Genomic DNA, 22,195 nt, shown 5'->3' with positions numbered 1-22,195 from the left:
TATTGCTCAATCTTTTTGGACGAAGAACGATTTGCCGAGGTATCGCATATGACCACATTTCGCGAATATTGCCAACATAGGTTCAACCCCCTGCATGTCTTCTGCCGGTTGCGCCGATTTGGACTGCCGCGCAAAGCGGCCCGCAATGTCTGCTGGGTCTACGAGCGCGGGCTGTATCGCTTCCTGCTCTAGTCGAGCAGTCCGAGCTGCTTTTCCTTGGTCACCTTTTTGGCGGCCAGGGTGGATTTGGTCAGGAGTTTCTCGGGAATTTCCCGCAGGTAGCGGGATCTCGGCAGGGCCAGGGTCTTGCCGAAGAGCTGCCGCTGTCCCGCGTAGCTGAGATAGAGGTTGCGCCGGGCCCGGGTCATGCCCACGTACATCAGCCGGCGTTCTTCGGAGAACCGCTGGCCCCGGCCCGGGGTCAGGGTGATTTTGGCGGTGAGCAGATCCATGCCTGCGAACGGCAGGATGCCTTCCTCGCAGGCGGGCATGAACACGGCTTCGAATTCCAGCCCCTTGGAGGCGTGCAGGGTCATGATCTGGACCTTTTCGGCAGTCTTGCGGACCAGTTCCAGTTCGGTCTGGAGGGATACCCAGTTGACCAGCCCCTGCCAGCCGCCGCGCTGATCGAACTCCTTCTTGAGTTCCTTGAACTGGCGGCTTTCCCAAAAGAACTGATCGAACGGCGGCGTTTCGCTCAAGTAGGCGGCCAAACCCACCGGACCCTTGGCCAGGATGTGGTCCGGGATCTCTATGGTGTCTTCCACGCCGGACAGGGTCATGCCCAGGAATTGTTCGGCGGCTTTGAGGATGGCGGCCACGCGGGGTTCCTGCCAGAACCCTTCCAGTTCCGGGGTGGAGACCGGCAAGCCCGCCCGCTTCAGGGCCTTTTCCAGGATCGGTATGAGCGCCTTGAAACGGACCAGCACGGCGATGTCGCCCGGGGCGAGGTCCCCCGCTCCCTCGCTGTCCACGATGGAGTGGCTGGTGGCCCCGATGAGCCCTTTGATCTTGTCGCTGATCCAGGTGGCTTCACGCACGGCGTCCGGGGCCTCGAACAGGTGCATGGTGGCCTCCAACTCCTTGCGCGCGATGAGGCGCGGGGCGTCGGGGAAGAGATTGCCCGCTCCGTCCAGGATGACCTGGCCCGAGCGGTAGTTGTCGGTCAGTGTGATCGGCTCCATGTTCGGCCACAGCCCCTTGAGGTGTGCCTCGACGTCGTCCACGGCCCCCCGGAATCCGTAAATGGATTGTTTGGGGTCGCCGATGCAGAACAGCCCTTCGCCGGAAGCACCGGCAATGCCTCGGACCACGGCCAGTTGCAGGGGGGTGAGGTCTTGGACCTCGTCCACCAGCACATGGGTGTAGGGCATGTGGAAGGTCGGCGCACCGGACTGTTCGAGCATGAATTCCAGCAGGTCGGTGTAGTCCACCAGGTCCCAGTGGTTCTTTTGGTTGCCGTAGTTGATGTGCGCCTCGGCCAGGTCGGCGGGCAGCTCGGTCAGCTGTTCGCGGGCCAGGGTATACTTGGACCAGTAGTGGTCCAGGTTTTTGCCCGCGAACTCCGGGTTGACCTCGGCGAAGAGTTTTTTGGCGGCGGCCTCCGGGACGACGATGGGCGTCTCGGAGTAGGCGTGCTTCCAGTAGTCGAAGCACAGGGAATGGATGGTCCCGGCCTGGGGCATGTCCGCATTTTCGCCGCGTAAGGCGTGCAACCGGTCGCGCATTTCCTGGGCGGCCCGCCGGGTGAAGGTCAGGGCCAGGATGCGCTTGGGGTTGACCTCCTCGTCCATGAGCCGTTCCACCCGCCCCATGAGCGTCTGGGTTTTGCCCGTGCCTGGACCCGCCAGGACGAGCACCGGACCGGGCCCGGCGTCAATGGCCGCCTGTTGGGCGTCGTTGTACGACAGGGGGATGGCCTCGTCTTTGGGCCGGGGCGCGGCGTGGCAGGGGGCGGTCAGGCCCGGATCGGGCCGCGTCTCGGGCCGGGGGATATGGATCAGCGTGGCCCCGTTTTTGATCTGGGCGCGTTCCTTCTCGGAAAAGACGGAGATGACGCCGTACTCGCCGTCGAATCCAGCCTTGCGGATGACCTGCCCGTCGCGCATGCGGGAGATGCCTTCGGCCAGATGGCAGGAGTAGCGGCTCAAATCCTCGGCGGGCACTCGCTGGAGGATGTCCAACTCGTTGCCGAATTCGAGGATGAGTTTCATGTACAGGTGGTTGACCTTCTTGGAGCCCGGGCCCACGCCGAGCACTTCGGACAGGACTTCCTTGAGCGGGATGAGGGAGACGAAGCCGGGCGCACCCGAGGGCTGGATCGGTTCCTCGCGGTCGGCCAACTCCAGGATGCGGTTGTATACGCCCACGGTCACGGGCTTGCCGCAGACCGGGCAAAGGCCGTCCCGGGCGATGGTCTCGTGCGGGTCCATGACCACGCCGCATTTGCGGTGGCCATCCATGTGGTATTTCCCTTCCTCGGGGAAGAATTCCACGGTGCCGAGAAATTTGTGGCCCAATCCCTCGCCGCGCAGGGCCCGGTAGATGCCCTCGTAGGAGATTTCGCCCCGGAACAGGTTGGCCTCGCGGCCGAGCTTTTCGCCGGAGTGGGCGTCGGAGTTGGAGATCAGCCGGATGCGGTCCAGTTCGGACCACGTCCAGTTCATTTCGGGGTCGGAGGACAGCCCGGTTTCCATGGCGAAGATCTCGTCCGCATATTCGCCGAAGCAGTCGCGGATGGAGTCGAAGCCGGATTTGGAGCCGAACAGGGAGAACCACGGGGTCCAGATGTGCGCCGGGACCAGGAACGCCTGGGGGTGGGTCTCCAGGACCATGTCCAGGAGATCGCGAGAGTCCAGGCCGAGGATGGGGCGGCCGTCCGAGGCCAGGTTGCCCACTTGGCCGAGTTTCTCATTGAACCGTTTCACCGCGTCCAGGGTTGGCATGTAGACCAGATTGTGGACCTTGCGGACCTTGCCGCCGCGCTTGTAGATGGAGCTGATCTCCGTTTCGAGCATGAACCGGGTGCGGCCGGGAATATCGCCCTCGAAGTCGGGGATCTCCTTTTCCAGCCCGTCGGGTTCCTTGAGAACGAAGAGGCCCTTGCCGTTGTCCTCCAACTGGTCTTCGATCTCGGCCAGCCATTCAGGGTGGGTGAAGTCGCCCGTGCCGAGCACGGAAATGCCCTTCATGCGGCCCCATGCGGCCATGTTGCGTATGGTCAGGTTCTTGCTGGTGGCGCGCGAAAAACGGGAGTGGACATGCAGGTCGGCGGTGAATCTTTCCATGGGGTGAACAGTATAGGCATACTCCTATTATTGCAACCCGTGACCGGCCCCAAAATGGGTTGACGAGGTGGTTTGTTGCAGATACAACTTTTTGCATGTTACTTACTCGATTGAATCCGAGGGAGTCCATCGGCTTCCTCTCTTGGAAGGTGGCCCGCGTGTTCGCCAACGATCTTGCCGCCCGCTTCACCGATGCCGGAGTCAAGATCACGGTCGAGCAGTGGCGGGCCCTGTTGCCCGCGTACAAGATCGACGGATTGACCCAGGGAAGGTTGTGCGAAATGCTTTCCCAGGAAAAGACCGGGGTCAGCCGGTTGGTGGCGGCCCTGGAAAAGCAGGGGTTGCTGCGCCGCGAATCCGGCGACGACGATCGGCGGGTGAAATATATCTATATTACGGACAAGGGCCGCGAACTGGTGGATTTCACCCTGGACATCGTCATCCAGAGCCGGGCGGAGATCACCAAGCATCTGGACCCCGAAGAATTCGCAGTGTGCAAGCGGGTTCTTTGGCAGATCATAGAACCCCACCTGGACGCGACCTGTTGTCTTAAGAACGGCTCATGGTGAAGCTCGGGATCGGAGGGCAGAAGTAGCTGAAGGGGCTGCACCTGTGCGCGGCGGCCAGTTGCCTCAAGGGGGACTCATGGTGAAGCTTAGTAGCAAGGGGCAGAAGTGGCTGAAGGGACTGCACCTGTGCGCGTCGGCCTGTTGGGTCGGCGGTGGCGCGGCCCTGATCCTGCTCTATTTCCTCAAGTCGGGCGTAACCGATGGGGCCGAGCTTTACGGCATCAATCGGGCCATCCACCATGTGGACACCTTTCTCGTCGTCATCCCCGGCGCCTTTGGCTGCCTGATCACCGGACTGGCCTACTCGCTGTTCACCGGCTTTGGATTCTTCCGGCACGGCTGGGTGATCCTCAAGTGGGCGGTCACGCTTACGGCCATCGTCTTCGGCACGGTTTGCCTGGGGCCGTGGGAGAAGGCCATGATGCATATTTCGGGCGTCCTCGGCATCGACGCGCTGCATGACGCCGCTTATCTGCACAATGAAAAAATGAATTTCATATGGGGGCTGACCCAGGTTGCGGTCCTGGTGGGCATGGTCTTTGTGTCCGTGTTCAAGCCATGGAGAAATTTGCGAAAAACGAGAGAGTGATGCGGAGAATACTTGACGGTGCGGTAATCCTTTGTCTGTTGGTCCTGGTGGCCGTCCCGGCTTTTGCCCAGGGCGGTGAACGGCCGCCGTCCCCAGTGGTCGTCGCCAAGGTGACTTGCGGCGACATGGCCCCCCAGACCGAGTTCATCGGCACAGCCTTCTTTTCGGAGATTTCCAACGTGGCCGCCGAGGTGGAGGGCAAGGTCGTGTCCCTGGGCGTGGAGGACGGCCAACGCGTCAAAAAGGGCGCGCCTCTGGTCATCCTGTCTTCGGACATCCTGGATAGCAGCATCGCCAACGCCCGGGCTCTCATGGACCAGGCACAGGCCGATTTCGAGCTGGCCAAGCGCGAGAACGAGCGGACCACCAAGTTGTACAGAAGCCGCACCGTGGCCGAGGGCGAATACGATTCGAAACGGCTGGCCGCCCTGTCCGCCGAGAAAAAAATGATCGCGGCCCGAGCCATTCTCAACCGGCTGCTCACCGAGCGCGACAAGAAGACCATCCGCGCCCCCTATGGCGGCGTGATCCTGGACCGCAAAGTCTTTCGCGGCGACTGGGTCTCCGTGGGCTCGGTGGTTACGGTCATGGCCCGGGACGAGGACTTCGACGTGGTGGTCAACGCCCCGCGCGAGGCCTTTGGTGTGGTCAAACCAGGTCTGGAGGTGACCGTCAAGGTGGCGGGCAAGGACATGCCCGGCAAGGTCTTCGCGGTCATCCCCAAGGGCGATGTCGCCACGCGCACCTTCCCGGTCAAGATACGCGTCCACAACGACGGCGCTCTGGCCGAAGGCATGGAGGCTCGCGTGGTCCTGCCCAAGGGGTTGGGCGGCAAAACCATGATTGTGCCCCGCGATGCGATTATTTCGTCCCAGGGCCAGATGGTCGTCTGGGCCGTGGTGGACGGCAAGGCCGTGCCCATGCCCATCTACGTGGTCGGCTACCGGGGGCTGGAAGCGGGCGTCAAGTCCAAGACCCTGCAGGAAGGCATGGACGTGGTGGTCAAGGGCAACGAGCGGCTTCAGCCGCAGCAGCCCGTGGCCGCACAACCCATGAAGCAGCCGTAGGGAGGGGACTGTGGATATAGTCGGAACCGCCATACGCAAACCGGTGGCCGTCCTGGTGGGCGTCATCCTGGTGGCCATGTTCGGCGTGGTCGCCCTCACGGGGTTGCCGTACCAGCTTTCGCCCGACGTGACCGAGCCGGTCATCACCGTGACCACCACCTGGACCGGGGCCACGCCCTACGAGATGGAGCGCGACGTCATCGAAGAGCAGGAAAAGGTCCTCAAAGGCATTCCCGGCTTGGTCCAGATGGAGAGTTCCAACTATAACGCCCGCTCCGAGTTGACCCTCAAATTTGAGATCGGCACCGAGATCGACAAGGCGCTTTTGCGCGTGTCCAACAAGCTCGACGAAGTGCCGGAATATCCCGACGACGTTGACCGGCCGATCATTTCGGCCACGGGTGCGTCCACCTCCCCGGTCATCTGGCTGACCCTGGAGACCCTGCCTGGCAACGACAAGGACGTAACCACCTACCAGACATTCTTCGAGAACGACATCCGCCAGTACATCGAGCGCGTGGAGGGCGTGGCGGATCTGTTCGTGGGCGGCGGCCGCGAGGACGAGATGGACATCATCATCGATCCCGTGAAGCTCGCCTCCTATAATCTGACCGCCACCGAGCTGATCAACGTGCTCAAGAGCGAAAACGTGTCCGTGTCCGCGGGCACGCTCGGCGTAGGGCGCCGCGACTACCGCATCCGCACCCCCGCCGAGTTCAAGACCCCGGAGGACATAGAGTCCGTGGTCATTTCCTCGTCCGGGCAATATCGCGTCACCCTGGGCGACGTGGCCATGGTCGAGCGCGGCAATGAGAAGCCCACGGTGGCCATGCGTCACAACGGAAAGACCGGCCTGGTCGTCGGCATCCGCCCCGAGCCGGGCACCAACGTCCTGACCATGACCGACCAGGTCTACAAGGTAATCCAAGACCTCAACGACGGTCCCCTGGCCGAGCAGGGCGTGCGCTTCAACTGGGTTTACGATCAGCGGCCGTATATCAACGGCGCCATCGACCTGGTCAAGCGCAACATCATCATCGGCTCCGTCCTGGCCATCGTGGTCCTGTTCGTCTTCCTTCAGTCCTTCAGCTCCACCATCATCGTGGCCGTCTCCATTCCGGTGTCCATTGTGGGCGCGTTCATCATGTTCGCGGCCGCCGGACGGTCCCTGAACATCGTCTCCATGGCGGGTATTTCCTTTGCCGTGGGCATGCTCGTGGACAATGCCATCGTGGTCCTGGAAAACGTGGACCGCCATCGGCGTATGGGCAAGAGCCCGTTCCACGCCGCCTACGACGGGGCCAGCGAGGTCTGGGGTGCGGTGCTGGCCTCCACCCTGACCACCGTGGCCGTGTTCCTGCCCGTGGTCTTCATGGAGCAGGAGGCGGGGCAATTGTTCAAGGATATCGCCATCGCCGTGACCTGCGCCATTGCGCTGTCCATGTTCGTGTCGATCCTGGTCATTCCCATGCTGGCCAACCAGTTTTACCGCATCGCGGACAACAAGACGCGGCGCCGGGCCGAAGCGGACGGGCCGCGCGCTCCGGTCGGACTCTCGCTGGCCAAGCGGGTGCTCAAGCCCCTGAACGCCGTGGGCGGGGTACTGTCCGACGGGATCATTCGACTCCTTTCCATGGCCATCGACAACTGGAAGAGCCGCCTGGTCACGGTCCTGGCCCTGACCGCCACATCCGTGCTCATGGTCGTGACCATGTTTCCCAAGATGGAATATCTGCCTCAGGGCAACCGCAACCTGATCCTGAATATTCTCATTCCGCCGCCGGGCCTGTCCTTCGAGGAGCGTGACGACATCGGCAAGTACATCTTCGACGAGGCCAAGCCCCACTTCCGTAAGGAAGTGGACGGCGCGCCCGGCGTGGAGGAGCTTTTCTACGTGTCCGCGCCGACCATCAACCTGTTCGGGGTCATCTCCACTCAGGAACAGAACGCGGGCGCGCTCATCCCCATGTTCATGCGGATCATCAATTCCATCCCCGGCATGTTCGGCGTGTCGCTCCAGGCCTCCATCTTCGAGCAGGGGCTGGGCGAGGGCCGCGTCATCAACGTGGATTTTTCGGGCAGTGACCTGAATCAACTCGTGGCCGCGGCCGGGACCATGTTCGGCATGACCATGCAGTCTATTCATGGCGCTCAGATCCGGCCCATCCCTTCCCTGGAATTGCTCTACCCGGAGGTCCGCTTCCATCCGTACCGCGACCGTCTCAAGGCCGTGGGGCTGTCCTCCCAGGATTTGGGCACCGCGCTGGATGTGATCATGGACGGCCGCAACGTGGGCGATTTCAAGGAGGAAGGCAAAAAGAAGATCGACCTGGTGCTCAAGGCCTCGGCCAAGGATGTGGCCACGCCCGAGGAGCTTTATTCCCAGTTGGTGGCCACTCCCAAAGGATGGGCCGTGCCCCTGTCCTCCCTGGCGACCATGGAGAACACCTACGGCGTGACCCAGATTCGCCACCTGGAACGGCAGCGGACCATCACCCTCCAGGTCACTCCGCCCGTGAACATGCCCCTCCAATCCGCCATGGAGATCATTGAGCAGCAGCTCCTGCCCAAGGTGGAACAGGCCGGGCTCATGCACGGCGTGTCCGTGCGCCTGTCCGGCGCGGCCGACAAGTTGACCGTGACCCGCGACGCGCTCAAGTGGAATTTCATCCTGGCGCTGATCATCACGTATCTGCTCATGTCCGCGCTTTTTGAGAACTTCATCTATCCGCTGATCATCATGTTCACCGTGCCGCTCGCGGGCGCGGGCGGTTTTCTTGGGCTCAGGCTCGAAAATTTGCTCATCGCCCCGCAGGCCCTGGACATTCTGACCATGCTCGGCTTCGTCATCCTCATCGGCGTGGTCGTGAACAACGCCATCCTCATCGTCCACCAATCGCTGGGCAACGTGCGCGAGCGGGCCATGGACTACAAGGAGGCGGTGCTCGACGCCACCCGCACCCGGCTCCGTCCCATCTACATGTCCGCGACCACCTCGGTCTTCGGCATGCTTCCCCTGGCCGTGGCCCCGGGCCCCGGTTCGGAACTCTATCGCGGTCTGGGCGCGGTGGTCCTGGGTGGCCTGGCCCTGTCCACGGTCTTCACCGTGTTCGTCATCCCGGCATTGCTCATGTTTGTCATTCCCATGGAAAAGAAGGGCGGCAAACGGGAAGAGGCCTAGCCGGTCTGCCGACCGGACAATGAAGCGGCCCGCCATGTCGAACATGGCGGGCCGCTTTTCGTCGGTCATCGGGGCGCCTTTCCGCCTGCCCGGGTGGGATTGTCCAGGATGCGTTCCACCGCGTTGCGGATCTGGGTGCGGATTTCGTAGTCCGAGATGCGGTCGGAAAGCACGATGGATCCGGGCTGGGTATAGGCCGCCGGGAGCAGATTCAGGGTCAGGGCGTAAATGTCCTGGATGTCCAGGTCTTCGAAAATATAGTCTTCATAGTATTCGTCGATGATCTGCGGGAGCAGATCGGCCACGCGCCACTCGTTGCGGTTCGCTATCTTGGAGACGTCCGCGTCGTTTATCTTCAGGGGCTTCTTGAGCATATTCGACCCTCCTGTCGCGATTGTCGGTTTTGTCAAGCGTACCAGTATACTAACCTTGATTATCGTCTTTTGGCAATCGAATGGTATATTTCGTGCTAGAAATATCGGGTGGACGTCTGTGACGGTTCGGTACAACCGCCTGCGCGGGAAGGCCTTATGGCAACGCAACCTATTGAACAGGCTGTACAAGGGTACACGTACCGGCGTCCGAGGAAATCCGCCTCGGACGGCGAATTCCCTTTGGGGCCGGAACAGTCAAGAAATCGGCGGGACGAGCCGTCGGCTTCGGGCTCGGTCATGCGCGGCTATCTCCGCCATCTGCTGGCCACCGTTTCGCCCGGCGGCACCGGGCAACTGACCTTCGCCGACATCGAGGCCCACCACACCGAATTGCTTGAGACTTGGAACGACGAGGTCAAGGCCGACCTCGAAACTCTCGGTGCGGACACCTCCACGGTCTTTCGCCTGCTTCACGACCCGGCGGGGTCGGCCTCGGTCGTCGGGGAGCACCCGGACAAGGAGATGATCAACGCCTATTTCGCTGCCAATCCCGGCAAGGTCGAGCAGCTCGGCCAGACTCTCCGCTTCGGCAAACTCGTCGCCGCCGCCAAAAACAGCCTGTCCGAGCGGGACATGACCCGCCCCCTGTCCGCCGCCGCCATGGCCTGGTGGTACTCCACCAACATGAACACCCAAACGCTCTTCGCTCCCGGCGGGGTAGTGGTCGGCGCTTCCGCCGCGCCCTACAAGGGCTTGGATATTCTTGTCTGAGCGGTGGCGACAACTGTCACTTTCTCTGACTGTGATGCACTGGTGCCGGGAAGAAGGGATTACCAGTCAAAAAAGAGAAACAGCTACCCTATCTCAGTAAGAAAGTGGCTGCCCACGGCTAGCAGGAAAAGATAGATGCTCCCGCCGAGGTCCTGTTCGACAAGGGCGGCAATGGCAACAAGGGCGTCAAAATCTGTGGGCAGGCCTTCATCCTGGCCTAGGAGCTGTTTCCCCTCTGCGCAAGGCTCGGCAACGATATGTCCGGCTCCGACTGCGGCGATACTCTCTTGCTGCCATCCCGGTCACCTCCGTCAGCGGCCGCGAGGACGTGGCCGCCTACCATGTCGCGGATGCCGACGGCATCAAGCGGCTGTAAAAACAACGGGGGCATGTCGATCATGCCCCCGTTATTTTGAGTGGTGTGGAGATCAGGCCTGTGCTTTCAGGTAATCTTCCAGCCGGTTCATGCCTTCCTCGATGTTGGCCATGGAGGTGGCGTAGGAGAAGCGGATGTAGCCTTCCGCGCCCGGTCCGAAGTCGATGCCGGGGGTGACGGCGATGTGGGCTTTGTCGAGGATGTCGTAGGCCAGGGCCAGAGAAGAACCGTCGAACCGGGCGGCCTGGTGGCGCATGTTGACGAGCACGTAGAAGGCCCCGGTGGGTTCGTGCTTGATGGGCAGACCCATGTTCTTGAGGCGTTCGAGGATGTAGAGGCGTCGCTTGTTGTAGGTGGCCTTCATGCGTTCCACGTCCGCTTCGGCTTCCTTGAGTGCGGCCAGTGCGCCCCACTGGGCCATGCTGTTGGCCGAGATGAAGAAGTTTTGGCAGAGGTTGCGGAGCGTGCGCATGAAGTGGGGCGGGGCGATGAGGTAGCCGAGCCGCCAGCCGGTCATGGCGTAGAGTTTGGAAAAGCCGTTGAAGACAAAGGCGCGGTCCGTGTATTCGAGGATGGAATGGGCCTCGTCCTCATAGACGAGCCCGTGGTAGATTTCGTCGGAGATGACCCACAGGTCGTTTTCCTCGGCGATCTCGGCGATGGCCTTGAGCCGTTCCTCGGAGAGCAGGGTGCCGGTGGGATTGGCCGGGGAGTTGATCAGGATGGCCTTGATCCCGTCGTTTTCTTCGAGAGCCTTGCGGATGGCGGACACGCGGTACTGAAATCCGTCGTCCTCGAAGACCGGGACCTTGACCGGCGAGGCCCCGGCGAAGGTGATGAAATTGTCGTAGCAGGCGTAGCACGGATCCGAGGTGATGACCTTGTCGCCCTGTTCGAGAATGGTGGAGAAGAGCACGAGCATTGCCGGGCTGGTGCCCTGGGTGACGACCATGTTGTCCGGGGCGAGGGTTACGCCGTAGCGCTTGGCGTAGTCCGCGCAGATGGCCTCGCGCAGTTCGCGGAGGCCGAGTGAATGGGTGTAGTGGGTCAGGTTGTCGTCGAGCGCCTTGCAGGCGGCCCGCTTGGCGCATTCGGGCGTGTCGAAGTCGGGTTCGCCTACACACATGCGGATGACGGATTCCCCGGCACGCTCCATGGCCTCGGCCTTCTCGTTGATTTCCATGACCAGGAACGGAGTGATGTTGCAGCAACGGTCGGATATGCTCATGGTTCTTCTCTCAAAAAGAAAACCCCGCCTCTCGCCGATGCAGCAAGGGGCGGGGAAAGTTAATCGAAGTGCAGTTATTTATGCTACTTCAATGATCTCAATATCAAAGACGAGGGTCTCACCGGCCAGGGGATGGTTGCCGTCCAGGGTGACCAGTTCCTCGTCGAATTCGGTCACGCGGACATAGGCGGGCTGGCCGTCCTCGGTGCGGATTTCCAGCATGATGCCCTCTTCCAGCTCAACGGTGGGGGGCAGTTGCTCACGGCGAACCTGGAAGACCAATTCCGCGCTGGGGGAACCATATCCCTCTTCAGGCGGAATTTCCACGGTTACGGTGTCGCCTGCGGATTTGCCGATCACGGCCTTTTCGAAACCGGCGATGACCATGCCGTCGCCCAACGTGAACTCAAGCGGGTCGCGGCCCTGGCTGGAATCGAACTGGCTGCCGTCTTCCTTGAGGGTGCCGGTGTAGTGGACTTTGACGGTGCTGCCGTTCTGCGCAGTCATAGAAACTCCTGGATGGTGGTTTGGCCCGGTCGCGACCGGGTGGGGTGGATCATTCTAGACTATTTTCGCCTAGAAGTCGAAGTTGATGACCTTGCGGACTTCTTCCATGGTCTTGACGGCGTAGGCGCGGGCCCTGGCGTTGCCCGTCTCCAAGATCTCCCGGACCTTTTCGTCGGAGCAAGCGGCACGGCGTTCATGTAGAGGCGTGAGGAATTCCTCCAGCGATTTCATGAGCAGCTTTTTGCAATCCACGCAGCCCCAGGAAGCGTTCTTGCACCCCTCGACGATCTCGGGGAGCCTGGCCGGGTCGGTTATGAGCTTGTGGTAGGGGAAGAGATTGCAGATCTCGGGATCGCCCGGGTCGGACTTGCGCAGCCGGTTTTCGTCGGTCTTCATGCCGCGTACCTTGGGCATGATCTCGTCCAGCGGCTCGGAGAGCATGATGGAGTTGCCGTAGCTCTTGGACATCTTGCGTCCGTCCAGGCCGGGCAGGACAGGCGCTTCGGTGAGCATATCCGCCGGTTCCGGGAACAGGTCGGTGTTGTTGAGATGGTTGAACCTGCGGGCAATCTCGCGGGTCAGTTCCAGGTGCGGCAACTGGTCCTTGCCCACGGGCACGGCCAGGGGCTTGTACATGAGGATGTCCACGGACATGAGCACCGGGTAGCCGAGGAAGCCATGGGTGTTCAGGTCCTTCTGGGCCAGTTGTTCCTTCTGGTCCTTGTAGGTCGGACACCGTTCGAGCCAGCCCAGCGGGGTATACATGGACAGGATCAGGTTGAGCTCCGCGTGTTCCTTGATCTGGGACTGCTGGAATATGGAGCATTTTTCCGGATCCAGCCCGGCGGCCACCCAGTCTTTGACCAGCCCGGGAATGAACCCTTTGATCCGGGTGGGGTCGGCGTATTCGCTGGTCAGGGCGTGCCAGTCGGCCACGAAGAAGTAGCAATCATATTCTTCCTGCATCTTCAGCCAGTTGGCGATGACGCCGAAGTAATGGCCGAGATGAAGGGGCCCGGTGGGACGCATGCCGGAGAGAATTCGTTGTTTTGCGCTCATGATGAAGTGGTCTGCTGTTAGATGGTTAGAGAGGCACGCCCAGCAGGGAGCCAAAGCCCTGGACCAGGGGGACGATTACCCGGCCGACGATGTCCAGTCCGGTGTATCGCCCGAGCAGGATGATGGCGATGAGGATGATGAACCCGTAGCGGCTCATGGACATGTATTTATAGGCTGCACGGGGGGATAGGAAATACGCCAGGACGTTGCTGCCGTCCAGGGGCGGAATGGGCAGGAGGTTGAAGGCCGCCAGGATGAGATTGACGAAGACCCCGTAGTAGGCCACCGCATACAGGGCATTGCGCGGACTAATGCCGAGCAGGCCCATGAGGTGGAACACCCCGGCGAACACGGCGGCCAGGATGAAGTTGATGCCCGGCCCGGCCAGTGCGGTGTACATCATGCCCTTGCGCGGGTTCTTGAAATAACGGGGGTTGATCGGCACGGGTTTGGCCCAGCCGAAGTGGACGAAGAAAAAGGCCAGAGTACCGATGGGATCGAGGTGCTTAAGGGGGTTGAGGGTCAACCGTCCCTGGGACTTGGCCGTGGTGTCGCCCAGAAGATAGGCCACGTAGCCGTGGGCCACCTCGTGGAAGACCAGGGCGATGAGCAGACCGGGGGCCAAGGTCAGATAGACCTGGATATCCTGTGCGGTTATATCGAACATCAGGTGCGGCTATCATGCAACGGGGTGGGGCGGCAAGGGATTTTAGCCCGGCAACCCGCCCTGACCGGCTGTTGTTACACGATCTCCGCCCTGGAGAGGAGCTTGATGAATCGCTTGAGCATGCCCGGTTCCACCAGGCCCTTGTCGTCGGTCAGGGCCTTGAGGGCGTCAAAGGGCTTGACGGCCCGGCTGTACGGCCGGTTGCGGGTCAGGTCGTCGTAGCGGTTGCACAGGGAGACCACACGGGTGGGCAGGGGGATTTCCTCCCCGAATGCCTGGGTGGGGTACCCCTTGCCGTCCATGCGCTCGTGATGAAACAGGATGCAATTGGTGGCGATGATCGGCAGGTCGAAGTTGGCGCAGATGCGCACGCCGATGAGCGGATGCATGGCGTAGAGCTGGTGCTGGGCCGGAGACATGGTTTCGGGGTCGGTGTCGAGCAGGTCCTTGTCCATGCCCACCAGGCCGATGTCGTGTAGCAGGGCGCCCATGCCGCAGGCCAGGACCTCGTCGTCGTCGAACTTGTACTCCTGCATCAGGTTCACGGCGTAGATCATGGTCGAGACGCCGTGGTGGTACGCTTCGTACCCCTTGCCGATGAATTGGGTCAGGTTCTTGAGCGGTTTGGGGGAGCTGAGAAAGGAGGTGCTGCTTCGGATGAGCTCCTGGAAGCGGACGTAGCGTTTCTTGAAGGCCGGACCCGGCAGGTTGGTCTCGAAGAGTTCCTTGGACAGGGCCGCGGCCGCGTTGGTCCAGGCCTGGGCGCGCTCGGGCAGGGAGATGGATTCGTCTTCGAGCAGGTCGAGGAGGTTGGCCTGGATGTAGCCGTGGTAGAGTTTACGGGAACGCTTGTCCACGTAGATGGTCATGATGCCCGCCAGGGCCAGTTCCTTGCGTTTGGCCTTGGTCATGATCCGGCCGCTGGCGTTGAACAGGACGTAGCTGTCGTCGTGGCGCAGGAAGATGTCGAAGGGCACCTTGAAGTCGGGCCGCAGGATAAGCGGGGAGATGGGAAAATATTCCGCCGTGATCTGTTGAGACATAGAATTCGTCCGCCTTTGTCGGGACACGCGGGCGGAGCCTGCCGTCCCCTCCCGGAATACGGTCAGGTATCCATGAAAAACAGTCGCTGTCAATGATAGCCGGGAGGGCTCGGCGGGCCGCAAAAAGCGGGACGCCTTCCTGGCGGAAAGGCGTCCGTCCCAAAAGCGGCGGGCGGGAAAGGCGGCTAGGCGCCCGCCTTGTTCAGGGCCATTCGGACCTTGTCCTTCAATTCGGTCAGATCCACGGACTTGACCACATAGTAGTCTGCGGCAATGGATTTGAGATCATGCTGGAAGGAGTCATAGGCCGTCGAAAGGATGACCGGGATCTGCTGGTCCTTGGTGCGGATTTCCTGCAACAGGTCGAGGCCGGAACGGTTGACGCCCAGCTTGATGTCTAGAATGACAATGGTCGGATTTTCCCTGGCGATGACGTCGAGGATGTCCTCTTCGCCGTCGGACGTGGCCACAGCATAGCCGTCCGCCTCCAGTTCTTCCCGATAGAGCATGCGGATGTGTTTTTCATCGTCCACGACGAGAATTTTTGGTTGACTCATGGCTTCCTCCTTGGAATTAGCCCTTGCTACGAGCATAGGCGATATATCACTTTAGGGTCAACAGCGGTTTTGAATTTTATGGCGGATTGTCCCGTTTCCGTTGTCCGGACGGCGGTCCGGTCCGGGCGGGCTTGAACTCGGCGGTCATCCCGGGTACTGTCCGCCCGCCGTTGGCCGTCAAAATGGCCTGCGGCAAAGGAGACCCTATGATCATTGTCAATCTGGAACCGGACGGGAAGCGCATCGAGCTCAACGACACGCGCTCGGTGCTGGCCGTGCTGAACAAATTGCGGCTCCGTCCCACCATGGCCCTGGTCGCCCGAAGGGGCGAACTGCTCACCTCGGACCGCAAGCTCGTCCACGGCGACGAGTTGCTGGTCCGCAAAGTCACTTCGGCCGGGTAGGGGGCATATCCATATGAAATGTACCCGCTGCCGTAAAACGGCCCATGTATCCCTGCCGAGCCACCATTCCGGCTTCTGCGCGGACTGTTATCCGCTCTTTTTCACCAAGCAGGTGGAGACGGCCATACGCCGGGAGAAGATGTTCACCCGCGAGGACCGCATCCTCGTGGCCCTGTCCGGGGGCAAGGACTCCCTGGCCCTCATGCTCGAACTCAAGCTGCAGGGCTACAACGTGACCGGCCTGCATATCGACCTCGGCATCCCGAATTCGTCGGACAAGGCACGCAAGAAGGTCGAGGATTTCTGCGCCCTGCATGCCCTGCCCTTGCGTGTTTTCGAGATGGCCGCCTGGGGATTGCCCATCCCGGACGTCAAGCAGTACGTCAAGCGCCCGGTCTGCGCCGTGTGCGGCAGGCTCAAGCGTCATCACTTCAACCGCATCGCCGTGGAAGAGGGCTTCGACGTTCTGGCCACGGGCCACAATCTGGACGACGAGGTGGCCCGGCTGTTCGCCAACACCTTGCGCTGGGATACGGCCTATCTGTCCGACCAGGGTCCTGTCCTGCCCGCGTCCGACGGGTTCGTGCGCAAGGTCAAGCCCCTGTTCCGGCTGAGCGAGTTCGAGACCGCCAACTACGCCTTTCTCAAGGGCATCGAGATCCATTCCGACCCTTGCCCCTATTCCGGCGGGGCCAGCTTCACGGCCCACAAGGAGCTGTGGGGCGAACTGGAACACCGCAGCCCCGGTCAGAAGCTCCAATTCTACCAGTCCTTCCTCAAGCAGGGCAAGCCGGCCTTTGCCCGCCTGGAGAAGGAGACCGGGGTCAAACTCGCGCCGTGCACCGAGTGCGGTTCGCCCACCAGCGCCGAAGTCTGCGCGGTCTGCCGCATCAAGGCGGCGGTGCGCGAGAGCAAGGCGCAGGCGGAGTAGCCTCGTGGCCGCCTCCCCCCGCATTTCCGTGACCATGCCCTGCTACGATTGCGGGCGCACTGTGGCCGGAGCGCTCGATTCGCTTCTGGCCCAGGAGGGCGCGGATTTCGAGGTGGTGGCTGTGGACGACGGCTCGACCGACGACACTGCGGGAATCCTGGCCGAATACGCGCGCCGGGATTCCCGCGTCCGCGTTTTCTCCATCCCGCACGGCGGGGTCATCCGGGCGGCCAACGCGGCCATCGGGGCGGCCCGGGGGATCTACATCGCCCGCATGGACGCCGATGACGAAGCGTTGCCCGGCAGGCTGGCTCTCCAGGCCGCGCTTTTGGATGACCACCCGGATGTGGGCCTGGTCGGTTGCCGGGTGCGCTTCGGCGGCAGCCGCCGGACATGCCGGGGATACGCCCATTATGTGGACTGGACCAATTCCCTGCTCTCCCACGAGGCCATCAGTCTGCATCGGTTCGTGGAATTCCCGGTTCCCAACCCGTCCATCATGTTCCGGCGCGACTGCCTGGAGGCGCACGGCCCTTACCGCGAGGGCGATTTCCCCGAGGACTATGACCTGCTTCTGCGTTGGTTGGAGGGCGGCGTGCGGATGATGAAGGCGGACGCCGAACTGCTGGTCTGGAATGATCCGCCGGACCGGTTGTCGCGCACCCATCCCCGCTACGACGTGGACGCCTTCTACCGCATCAAGACCGAATATCTGGCCCGCTGGCTGGCCCGCAACAATCCGCACCACCCGGTTGTTCACATCCTCGGCTCGGGCCGGACCACCCGCAAGCGCGCCGATCTGCTCCTCGCCCACGGCATCGAATTCGCGGCTTACTACGACGTGGACCCGAAAAAAATCGGTCATCGGGTACACGGCCTGCCGGTCCGCGACCGGGCCGAGATTCCCGCGCCGGGCGAGGGATTCTGCATCCCCTACGTGGCCAGCCGGGGCGCGCGCGAGGAGATCGCCGTTTTTCTCGAAGGGCGCGGTTGCCGTCTCGGCCGCGACTATATTCCGGCCGCCTGATTCTCGACTCCGTCTAGCCAAACGTCCGGGAATCTGGCAGGGTTGAGTCCGGGAAAGGTCTTCCCGAAGTTCGTATCCACCCCGAATTGCCCGCCCTTGGGCAAGGTCGCGGCCCACTACATCGGCCACGGGCCGGCGGTGGGCGACAAACCGCACAAGCTGGTCGGCGACCGACCGGGAGGCGTGCCCCCATGACTGAGACCGAGATTCCGACGACGCCCGTTGAAAAGCCCCGCAATCCGTGGTTGGCCATGACTCTGTCTCTGGTGGCCGTGGGCGTGGGGCAGGTCTACAACGGTCAGTGGAGAAAGGGCGTTGGCTTCTTCCTGGCCGAGATCGTCCTGGCTTTGTTCATGATCCTGTTCTGGGCGGATTTCGCGGCCATGCTTTTGTGCGTATCCATCCTGTTCGGCTACAATCTATTTGCGGGCGGAGAGGCCTTCGCTTCGGCCCGCAAGCTCACTGCCTATACCCTCAAGCCGTCTAACCGCTGGTGGATTTATCTCCTTTGCCTGGCCGTCAGCCTGGGCTCGGGCGTGGTCTTCGAAAGGATCATCAAGGGCTGGTTCTTCATGGCCTATCAAGTGCCATCCGTCTCCATGCTTCCGACCATCCGGGTGGGCGACCACTTTATGGTCGAGGTCCTGGAGCCCGACGACAAGCTGGCACGCGGCGATATCGTCATCTTTTCCCTGCCCGAGACCGACGGCCGCGACTTCGTCAAACGGGTCGTGGGGTTGCCCGGCGAGACCGTGGAAATCCGGCAGCGGAAGGTTCTGGTCGACGGCGCGCCCCTGGAGGAGCCCTACGCTCATCACGCCAGGGCGGGTTTTCTTCCCCGGCGCGACACCTTCGGGCCGATAATCCTGGGCGCGGACGAGTATTTTCTCATGGGGGACAACCGCGAGGACAGCTACGATTCGCGTTGGCTCGGGCCGGTGAAACGGAAGCGGATAACGGGCAGGGCGGGATACATCTATTTCCCCGGAGACCTGGATGCGCCCGACTGGGCGGACAGGCTGGGGACACCCCTGCGCTGAATTACCATTGTCCGATGTTTGCTTTTGTATTTCGATATATTGCGACAGTCTCTTCTATTTCTTGCTTGCACTTTTCCGCCTGTTGCAACACAGCTTCAAGACTGGCATTGGAGCGTATCAGGTCATCTAGGGCGGTTTTAGCGCAATAGTCGTCAATGCATTCTTCGAATATGGTTTTTTTGTCCGGAATTGCTTTGTTGTTCCTGACCAAGCGGCTGTCGAGCGGTGCCGCGATGAGATTTACAACCTCAATTGCGAGGTGGGCCGCCCCCTTTTGAACCAATGCGTCTACCAGATTTCTGATTCTGTCTACCGGGTTCCGTCTGTAATCATTGTGGCCCGGATTCAAGCAATACCTGTTTTCTTGAGAAGCCCCCACCACGAGGCAATCCCGGAATACCTGCCGGGAAATTGCTGCTTTTATTTCTCGCAATAAAATCCAGGTTTCTCGATAGGGTATGTCCTGACTGGGGATATCTTGCTTCATCTTTTCCCTTCCCCGCAATACCAGAGATCGTACTATGGCTAGCAAAGGCGACATGCGCTGGTGTGCTGTTTTTTTGGCGAGCCTAGGCTATTTGGTATTTGTTTGTAAATAACCTGTAACCAAAAGGAGATTACCATGAGTAATCCCAGTGCCCCGTACTACCATAAAAAGGGGAAAGACACGTACCATTGGGAAAGGAACTGTTCCAAAAACCATTACCCGGAGGCTGGTTGGGAGAAAACCAACACACCTCCGGCGGGTAAGGAACAGTGCAATGAGTGTAAGGCGAAATAGCCTGCGGAAACCTGCTTGACCAAAGGGAGGGGCCCCTCCCTTAATCTCACCAGAACTCGCGGGTTGCGAACAGCCCGTCGGCCTGGTTGATGTTCAGCGGGCGAACTTCCTTGATGCCCAGGGCGTCCATGTAACCCAGGACCAGGATGAGGTTGGTCAGGCGGCTTTCGGCGTATTCGCTATCAAAGTCCTTGTCGGGCCTGTTGGTCCATTTCTTGAGTGCCTCGGCCACCTCGTCGCGGGTGTAGCCCGCCTTGTGGCCGCCCAGAACCTCGGGCACGGAATAGTAATGCACCCCGCCTATGCCGACCACGGTCAAGTCCGGGCGGGAGAGACGGTGGGCGATGTACTTGGGCACGGTCATGTCCGCGTGGGCCTTGATGTAGGCCAGGGCGTGCGCCACTTCGTCGGCGTTGACCGGGTTGGGGCTGACCGTGGTGTTGATGTTTTTTTCTTGTATGGTCTCGATGACCACGTTTTTGAATGCCACCGAGGCCATGGGATCAATGTAGAAGAGCAGACCGCCGTCCGGCTTGCGGACGGTCATCCGCATGGAATTGCCGCCGATGTCCCAGACCAGCAGGTTCCGGGTCTGGTCGCCCAGTTCCTGGCGCACGGCATGGTAGCCGAGCATGGCCGCCTGCTGTTCCGAGACGACCCGTGAGGGGATACCCGTCTCCTCGCGGATGCGCACGAAATAGGCCCGTCCGTTCTGGGCTTCCTGGAAGAGGCGTCCGCCCACGGCGGAGTATTCCAGGGCGTTTTTCTCCACGGCCACGGCCTTGAGCTTTTCCAGGGTCTTGATGCCCTCGGCCATGACGTCCTTGCTCAGGTTGCCGTCATAGGAACGGGCCAGATCCTCGGCGAAATCGACCTTGGCGGAGAGGGTGTCCACGGTTTTGACGATGAGCCCGGTGGAGATGTCCACGTCGGCGATGATGCATTTGATGGCCGCCGCGCCGATGTCGAAAGCCGCCCGCCGGACCACGGTGGCGTCCTGAGCGAGGGCCGTCGAAATCAGGCATAGGCACAGGCCCGCCACCAGTGCGGCATTCAGTCTCGGACGCATCGTATCCTCCCCCCTCTCTCCAAACGTGGCTGTTTCGGTAACCTATAGAAAAAATACAGGACTCGCAACGACAAGCCCGCGTCCGTCACTGTTTGGAGGAGCGGTAGGTGGACCGGTTGCGCCGGAGTTGATATTGGCGCACGGCCCGGTTGTGTTCTTCCAAGGTTTGGCTGAAATGGTGTGATCCGTCGCCCTTGGCCACGAAATAGAGAAAGGCGTGTTTTTCGGGATGGGCCGCGGCCATGAGGGAGTCCAAACCGGGCGAACAGATGGGGCCGGGCGGGAGGCCGGGATGCACGTAGGTATTGTACGGATTGTCCCGGTTTTGCAGGTCGCTTTTTTTCAGGTTGCCGTCGAAGCTCGGCCCCAGGCCGTAGATGACTGTGGGATCGCATTGGATGAGCATGCGTTTTTTCAGCCGGTTGTGGAATACTCCGGCGATGCGCGACCGTTCGGTCTCGTCGCCGGTCTCTTTTTCCACCAGGGAGGCCAGGATCACGGTCCGGTGCACCTCCTCGGGGGACGGCAGCCCTTCGGGCCAGACCTTGCGCGCGTTTTTGAAGAATTCCCGGATCATGACCTCGGCCATGTGGCGTGCGGGGTGAGCCTTGGGAGGGGTGAGCAGGTAGGTCTCGGGGAAGAGGTAGCCTTCGGCGTTCGGGGCCTGGATGCCGTGGGCGGTCAGCAGCGAGCGGTCGGCTACGGCTGCGGCGAATCCGTCGGCGTCGCCTAGTCCCGCTTCTTCGATAATGCCGCCGGTCTGCCACCAGGTCAGTCCTTCGCGCACGGATACCCGGCGCAGGACTCCGGGGGATGAGGTCAGTTCGGTCAGGACGCGCTCCGGCAGCCATCCCGTGGACAGCTTGAACACGCCCGCGCGGACGGCGGAGCCTTTGCCCGAGCGCACGGCCAGCCCGTAGAAGCGGCGGGTATCGGTGATCACCCCCTCGTTCTTGAGATTGGCTGCGATGGTGGTGAATATCTGGCCCGGCTCCACGCGGAACAGGACTTCGCGGCCGGGGGTCTCGGGCGGAGTGGACAGGAACTGTTCCTCCTGCCACGCCTTGTACCATTTGTAGCTGCCCGCGCCGAGTCCGGCGAGTACCGCCAGCAGGGCCGAAGCGATCAGGACGTAACGGAATCGAGCCATGAGCGTAGGATGACCACGGCGGCCTGGCTGTCCAGGGCGGCCTTGCGTTTTGCGCCGCGCAATCCGGCGGCGTTGAGTTCCTCTTCGGCCTGGGCCGAGGTCAGGCGTTCGTCCATGAGATGAACGGGCACGTCGATCCGGCGTTCCAGGCTTTCGGCGAAATTGCGGGCCTGCCGGGTGGTCAGGGTATCGCTGCCGTCGAGCGACAGCGGCAGGCCGACCACCACAGCCTCAATGGTCTCATTATGAATGATTTCGGCCAGTTCGTCAAAGAGCGCCTGACGGGTTGTCCGCACGATGGTCCCATGGGGCGAGACCAGGGTGCCGGTGCGGTCGCAGACCGACAGCCCCACGCGTTTGAGGCCGAAGTCGATGCCCAGCGCCCGCACCTAGACGGCCTCCGGGGGCATCTCGGTCCGATCGCGTCGGGCCAAGCGGCGTTTTTGGCCAAACGGGTTCCCTTTGCGGTGGTCGTCCATGATTTCCTCCGTGTGGCGGCCCGGTCCCTGGCGGGCCGG

22 protein-coding genes are annotated in these 22,195 nt (G+C 61.6%); 10 read left to right on the top strand and 12 right to left on the bottom strand.

Annotated elements, in window-relative coordinates; all coding sequences use genetic code 11:
• The first annotated feature begins 48 nt into the window (after positions 1–48).
• The gene (locus J0909_RS03340) at positions 49–192 is read left to right on the top strand and encodes a hypothetical protein (RefSeq protein ID WP_207260456.1); all 144 of its coding nucleotides are present in this window, start codon (positions 49–51) and stop codon (positions 190–192) included.
• On the opposite strand, the gene J0909_RS03335 is transcribed toward J0909_RS03340, so the two are convergent.
• Positions 189–3,287, bottom strand: a complete 3,099-nt coding sequence (locus J0909_RS03335) for a UvrD-helicase domain-containing protein (RefSeq protein ID WP_207260455.1) — start codon at positions 3,285–3,287, stop codon at positions 189–191. The genes J0909_RS03340 and J0909_RS03335 overlap by 4 nt on opposite strands.
• Before the next feature lie 95 nt (positions 3,288–3,382).
• Between J0909_RS03335 and J0909_RS03330 the strand changes: the two genes are divergently transcribed.
• The 4 genes from J0909_RS03330 (at position 3,383) to J0909_RS03315 (ending at position 8,693) form a co-directional block, all read left to right on the top strand.
• A complete protein-coding gene (locus J0909_RS03330; RefSeq protein WP_207260453.1) occupies positions 3,383–3,856 on the top strand; it encodes a MarR family winged helix-turn-helix transcriptional regulator in 474 nt (157 codons plus the stop codon).
• A 76-nt stretch (positions 3,857–3,932) separates the two neighbouring features.
• The gene (locus J0909_RS03325; protein WP_207260452.1) at positions 3,933–4,445 is read left to right on the top strand and encodes a hypothetical protein; all 513 of its coding nucleotides are present in this window, start codon (positions 3,933–3,935) and stop codon (positions 4,443–4,445) included.
• Positions 4,445–5,512, top strand: coding sequence for an efflux RND transporter periplasmic adaptor subunit (locus tag J0909_RS03320; RefSeq protein ID WP_207260451.1), 1,068 nt, complete (start codon positions 4,445–4,447; stop codon positions 5,510–5,512). Before J0909_RS03325 ends, J0909_RS03320 begins: the two co-directional genes overlap by 1 nt.
• 10 nt (positions 5,513–5,522) lie before the next feature.
• Positions 5,523–8,693, top strand: a complete 3,171-nt coding sequence (locus J0909_RS03315; protein ID WP_207260450.1) for an efflux RND transporter permease subunit — start codon at positions 5,523–5,525, stop codon at positions 8,691–8,693.
• Positions 8,694–8,758: 65 nt separating this feature from the next.
• Here J0909_RS03315 and J0909_RS03310 read toward each other — a convergent pair whose 3' ends face one another.
• Entirely contained in the window at positions 8,759–9,067 is a 309-nt protein-coding gene (locus tag J0909_RS03310; RefSeq protein WP_207260449.1) for a late competence development ComFB family protein, read from the bottom strand.
• Positions 9,068–9,364: 297 nt separating this feature from the next.
• Here J0909_RS03310 and J0909_RS03305 point away from each other — a divergent pair, with 297 nt between their 5' ends.
• A complete protein-coding gene (locus J0909_RS03305; RefSeq protein ID WP_207260448.1) occupies positions 9,365–9,838 on the top strand; it encodes a hypothetical protein in 474 nt (157 codons plus the stop codon).
• A 428-nt stretch (positions 9,839–10,266) separates the two neighbouring features.
• Here J0909_RS03305 and J0909_RS03300 read toward each other — a convergent pair whose 3' ends face one another.
• The 6 genes from J0909_RS03300 to J0909_RS03275 all read right to left on the bottom strand — a co-directional run bounded on the left by J0909_RS03300 (position 10,267) and on the right by J0909_RS03275 (position 15,275).
• Complete coding sequence (locus J0909_RS03300) at positions 10,267–11,442, bottom strand: pyridoxal phosphate-dependent aminotransferase (protein ID WP_207260447.1); 1,176 nt, start codon at positions 11,440–11,442, stop codon at positions 10,267–10,269.
• 78 nt (positions 11,443–11,520) lie between these two features.
• On the bottom strand, positions 11,521–11,949 hold the full coding sequence (locus J0909_RS03295) for an FKBP-type peptidyl-prolyl cis-trans isomerase (RefSeq protein WP_207260446.1): 429 nt from the start codon (positions 11,947–11,949) through the stop codon (positions 11,521–11,523).
• Between the two features lie 69 nt (positions 11,950–12,018).
• Positions 12,019–13,008 (bottom strand): tryptophan--tRNA ligase, encoded by a 990-nt coding sequence (trpS, locus tag J0909_RS03290; RefSeq protein WP_207260445.1) that lies wholly within the window; start codon positions 13,006–13,008, stop codon positions 12,019–12,021.
• A gap of 25 nt (positions 13,009–13,033) precedes the next feature.
• Positions 13,034–13,675 carry a site-2 protease family protein gene (locus J0909_RS03285; protein WP_207260444.1) on the bottom strand — a complete coding sequence of 214 codons (642 nt, stop codon included), beginning with the start codon at positions 13,673–13,675 and terminating at the stop codon, positions 13,034–13,036.
• Positions 13,676–13,749: 74 nt separating this feature from the next.
• Positions 13,750–14,718, bottom strand: a complete 969-nt coding sequence (locus J0909_RS03280; protein ID WP_207260443.1) for an HD-GYP domain-containing protein — start codon at positions 14,716–14,718, stop codon at positions 13,750–13,752.
• Between the two features lie 185 nt (positions 14,719–14,903).
• Positions 14,904–15,275 carry a response regulator gene (locus tag J0909_RS03275; RefSeq protein WP_207260442.1) on the bottom strand — a complete coding sequence of 124 codons (372 nt, stop codon included), beginning with the start codon at positions 15,273–15,275 and terminating at the stop codon, positions 14,904–14,906.
• Positions 15,276–15,481: 206 nt separating this feature from the next.
• On the opposite strand from J0909_RS03275, the gene J0909_RS03270 reads away from it, so the two are divergent.
• The 4 genes from J0909_RS03270 (at position 15,482) to lepB (ending at position 18,677) form a co-directional block, all read left to right on the top strand.
• Entirely contained in the window at positions 15,482–15,679 is a 198-nt protein-coding gene (locus tag J0909_RS03270) for a hypothetical protein (RefSeq protein WP_207260441.1), read from the top strand.
• 13 nt (positions 15,680–15,692) lie between these two features.
• A complete protein-coding gene (locus tag J0909_RS03265) occupies positions 15,693–16,610 on the top strand; it encodes a PP-loop family protein (RefSeq protein WP_207260440.1) in 918 nt (305 codons plus the stop codon).
• 4 nt (positions 16,611–16,614) lie between these two features.
• Positions 16,615–17,637: a glycosyltransferase gene (locus J0909_RS03260; RefSeq protein ID WP_207260438.1), complete on the top strand. Its 1,023-nt coding sequence runs from the start codon at positions 16,615–16,617 to the stop codon at positions 17,635–17,637.
• 191 nt (positions 17,638–17,828) lie between these two features.
• On the top strand, positions 17,829–18,677 hold the full coding sequence (gene lepB, locus J0909_RS03255; protein WP_207260436.1) for a signal peptidase I: 849 nt from the start codon (positions 17,829–17,831) through the stop codon (positions 18,675–18,677).
• A gap of 1 nt (position 18,678) precedes the next feature.
• Here the strand turns inward: lepB and J0909_RS03250 are convergent, their stop codons facing one another.
• The 4 genes from J0909_RS03250 to ruvX all read right to left on the bottom strand — a co-directional run bounded on the left by J0909_RS03250 (position 18,679) and on the right by ruvX (position 22,066).
• Positions 18,679–19,164: a hypothetical protein gene (locus J0909_RS03250; protein WP_207260435.1), complete on the bottom strand. Its 486-nt coding sequence runs from the start codon at positions 19,162–19,164 to the stop codon at positions 18,679–18,681.
• A gap of 340 nt (positions 19,165–19,504) precedes the next feature.
• Positions 19,505–20,527, bottom strand: coding sequence for a Ppx/GppA phosphatase family protein (locus tag J0909_RS03245; RefSeq protein WP_207260434.1), 1,023 nt, complete (start codon positions 20,525–20,527; stop codon positions 19,505–19,507).
• Between the two features lie 85 nt (positions 20,528–20,612).
• A complete protein-coding gene (mltG, locus tag J0909_RS03240; protein ID WP_207260433.1) occupies positions 20,613–21,677 on the bottom strand; it encodes an endolytic transglycosylase MltG in 1,065 nt (354 codons plus the stop codon).
• Positions 21,653–22,066 carry a Holliday junction resolvase RuvX gene (gene ruvX / locus J0909_RS03235; protein ID WP_207260432.1) on the bottom strand — a complete coding sequence of 138 codons (414 nt, stop codon included), beginning with the start codon at positions 22,064–22,066 and terminating at the stop codon, positions 21,653–21,655. Before ruvX ends, mltG begins: the two co-directional genes overlap by 25 nt.
• Positions 22,067–22,195 lie beyond the last annotated feature (129 nt).

Source organism: Desulfovibrio sp. Huiquan2017, assembly GCF_017351175.1.
In the GTDB taxonomy this organism is placed as follows: Bacteria; Desulfobacterota; Desulfovibrionia; order Desulfovibrionales; family Desulfovibrionaceae; genus Pseudodesulfovibrio.
Note: the sequence above shows the minus strand (reverse complement) of the source record. Positions and strands in the feature narration are given on the sequence as shown.

Bases quoted from the DNA above. Each gene is read 5' to 3' on its own strand.
- J0909_RS03340 (WP_207260456.1), top strand. From the start codon at position 49: ATGACCACATTTCGCGAATATTGCCAACATAGGTTCAACCCCCTGCAT.
- J0909_RS03335 (WP_207260455.1), bottom strand. From the start codon at position 3,287: ATGGAAAGATTCACCGCCGACCTGCATGTCCACTCCCGTTTTTCGCGC.
- J0909_RS03330 (WP_207260453.1), top strand. From the start codon at position 3,383: ATGTTACTTACTCGATTGAATCCGAGGGAGTCCATCGGCTTCCTCTCT.
- J0909_RS03325 (WP_207260452.1), top strand. From the start codon at position 3,933: ATGGTGAAGCTTAGTAGCAAGGGGCAGAAGTGGCTGAAGGGACTGCAC.
- J0909_RS03320 (WP_207260451.1), top strand. From the start codon at position 4,445: ATGCGGAGAATACTTGACGGTGCGGTAATCCTTTGTCTGTTGGTCCTG.
- J0909_RS03310 (WP_207260449.1), bottom strand. From the start codon at position 9,067: ATGCTCAAGAAGCCCCTGAAGATAAACGACGCGGACGTCTCCAAGATA.
- J0909_RS03305 (WP_207260448.1), top strand. From the start codon at position 9,365: ATGCGCGGCTATCTCCGCCATCTGCTGGCCACCGTTTCGCCCGGCGGC.
- J0909_RS03300 (WP_207260447.1), bottom strand. From the start codon at position 11,442: ATGAGCATATCCGACCGTTGCTGCAACATCACTCCGTTCCTGGTCATG.
- J0909_RS03295 (WP_207260446.1), bottom strand. From the start codon at position 11,949: ATGACTGCGCAGAACGGCAGCACCGTCAAAGTCCACTACACCGGCACC.
- trpS (WP_207260445.1), bottom strand. From the start codon at position 13,008: ATGAGCGCAAAACAACGAATTCTCTCCGGCATGCGTCCCACCGGGCCC.
- J0909_RS03285 (WP_207260444.1), bottom strand. From the start codon at position 13,675: ATGTTCGATATAACCGCACAGGATATCCAGGTCTATCTGACCTTGGCC.
- J0909_RS03280 (WP_207260443.1), bottom strand. From the start codon at position 14,718: ATGTCTCAACAGATCACGGCGGAATATTTTCCCATCTCCCCGCTTATC.
- J0909_RS03275 (WP_207260442.1), bottom strand. From the start codon at position 15,275: ATGAGTCAACCAAAAATTCTCGTCGTGGACGATGAAAAACACATCCGC.
- J0909_RS03270 (WP_207260441.1), top strand. From the start codon at position 15,482: ATGATCATTGTCAATCTGGAACCGGACGGGAAGCGCATCGAGCTCAAC.
- J0909_RS03265 (WP_207260440.1), top strand. From the start codon at position 15,693: ATGAAATGTACCCGCTGCCGTAAAACGGCCCATGTATCCCTGCCGAGC.
- lepB (WP_207260436.1), top strand. From the start codon at position 17,829: ATGACTGAGACCGAGATTCCGACGACGCCCGTTGAAAAGCCCCGCAAT.
- J0909_RS03250 (WP_207260435.1), bottom strand. From the start codon at position 19,164: ATGAAGCAAGATATCCCCAGTCAGGACATACCCTATCGAGAAACCTGG.
- J0909_RS03245 (WP_207260434.1), bottom strand. From the start codon at position 20,527: ATGCGTCCGAGACTGAATGCCGCACTGGTGGCGGGCCTGTGCCTATGC.
- mltG (WP_207260433.1), bottom strand. From the start codon at position 21,677: ATGGCTCGATTCCGTTACGTCCTGATCGCTTCGGCCCTGCTGGCGGTA.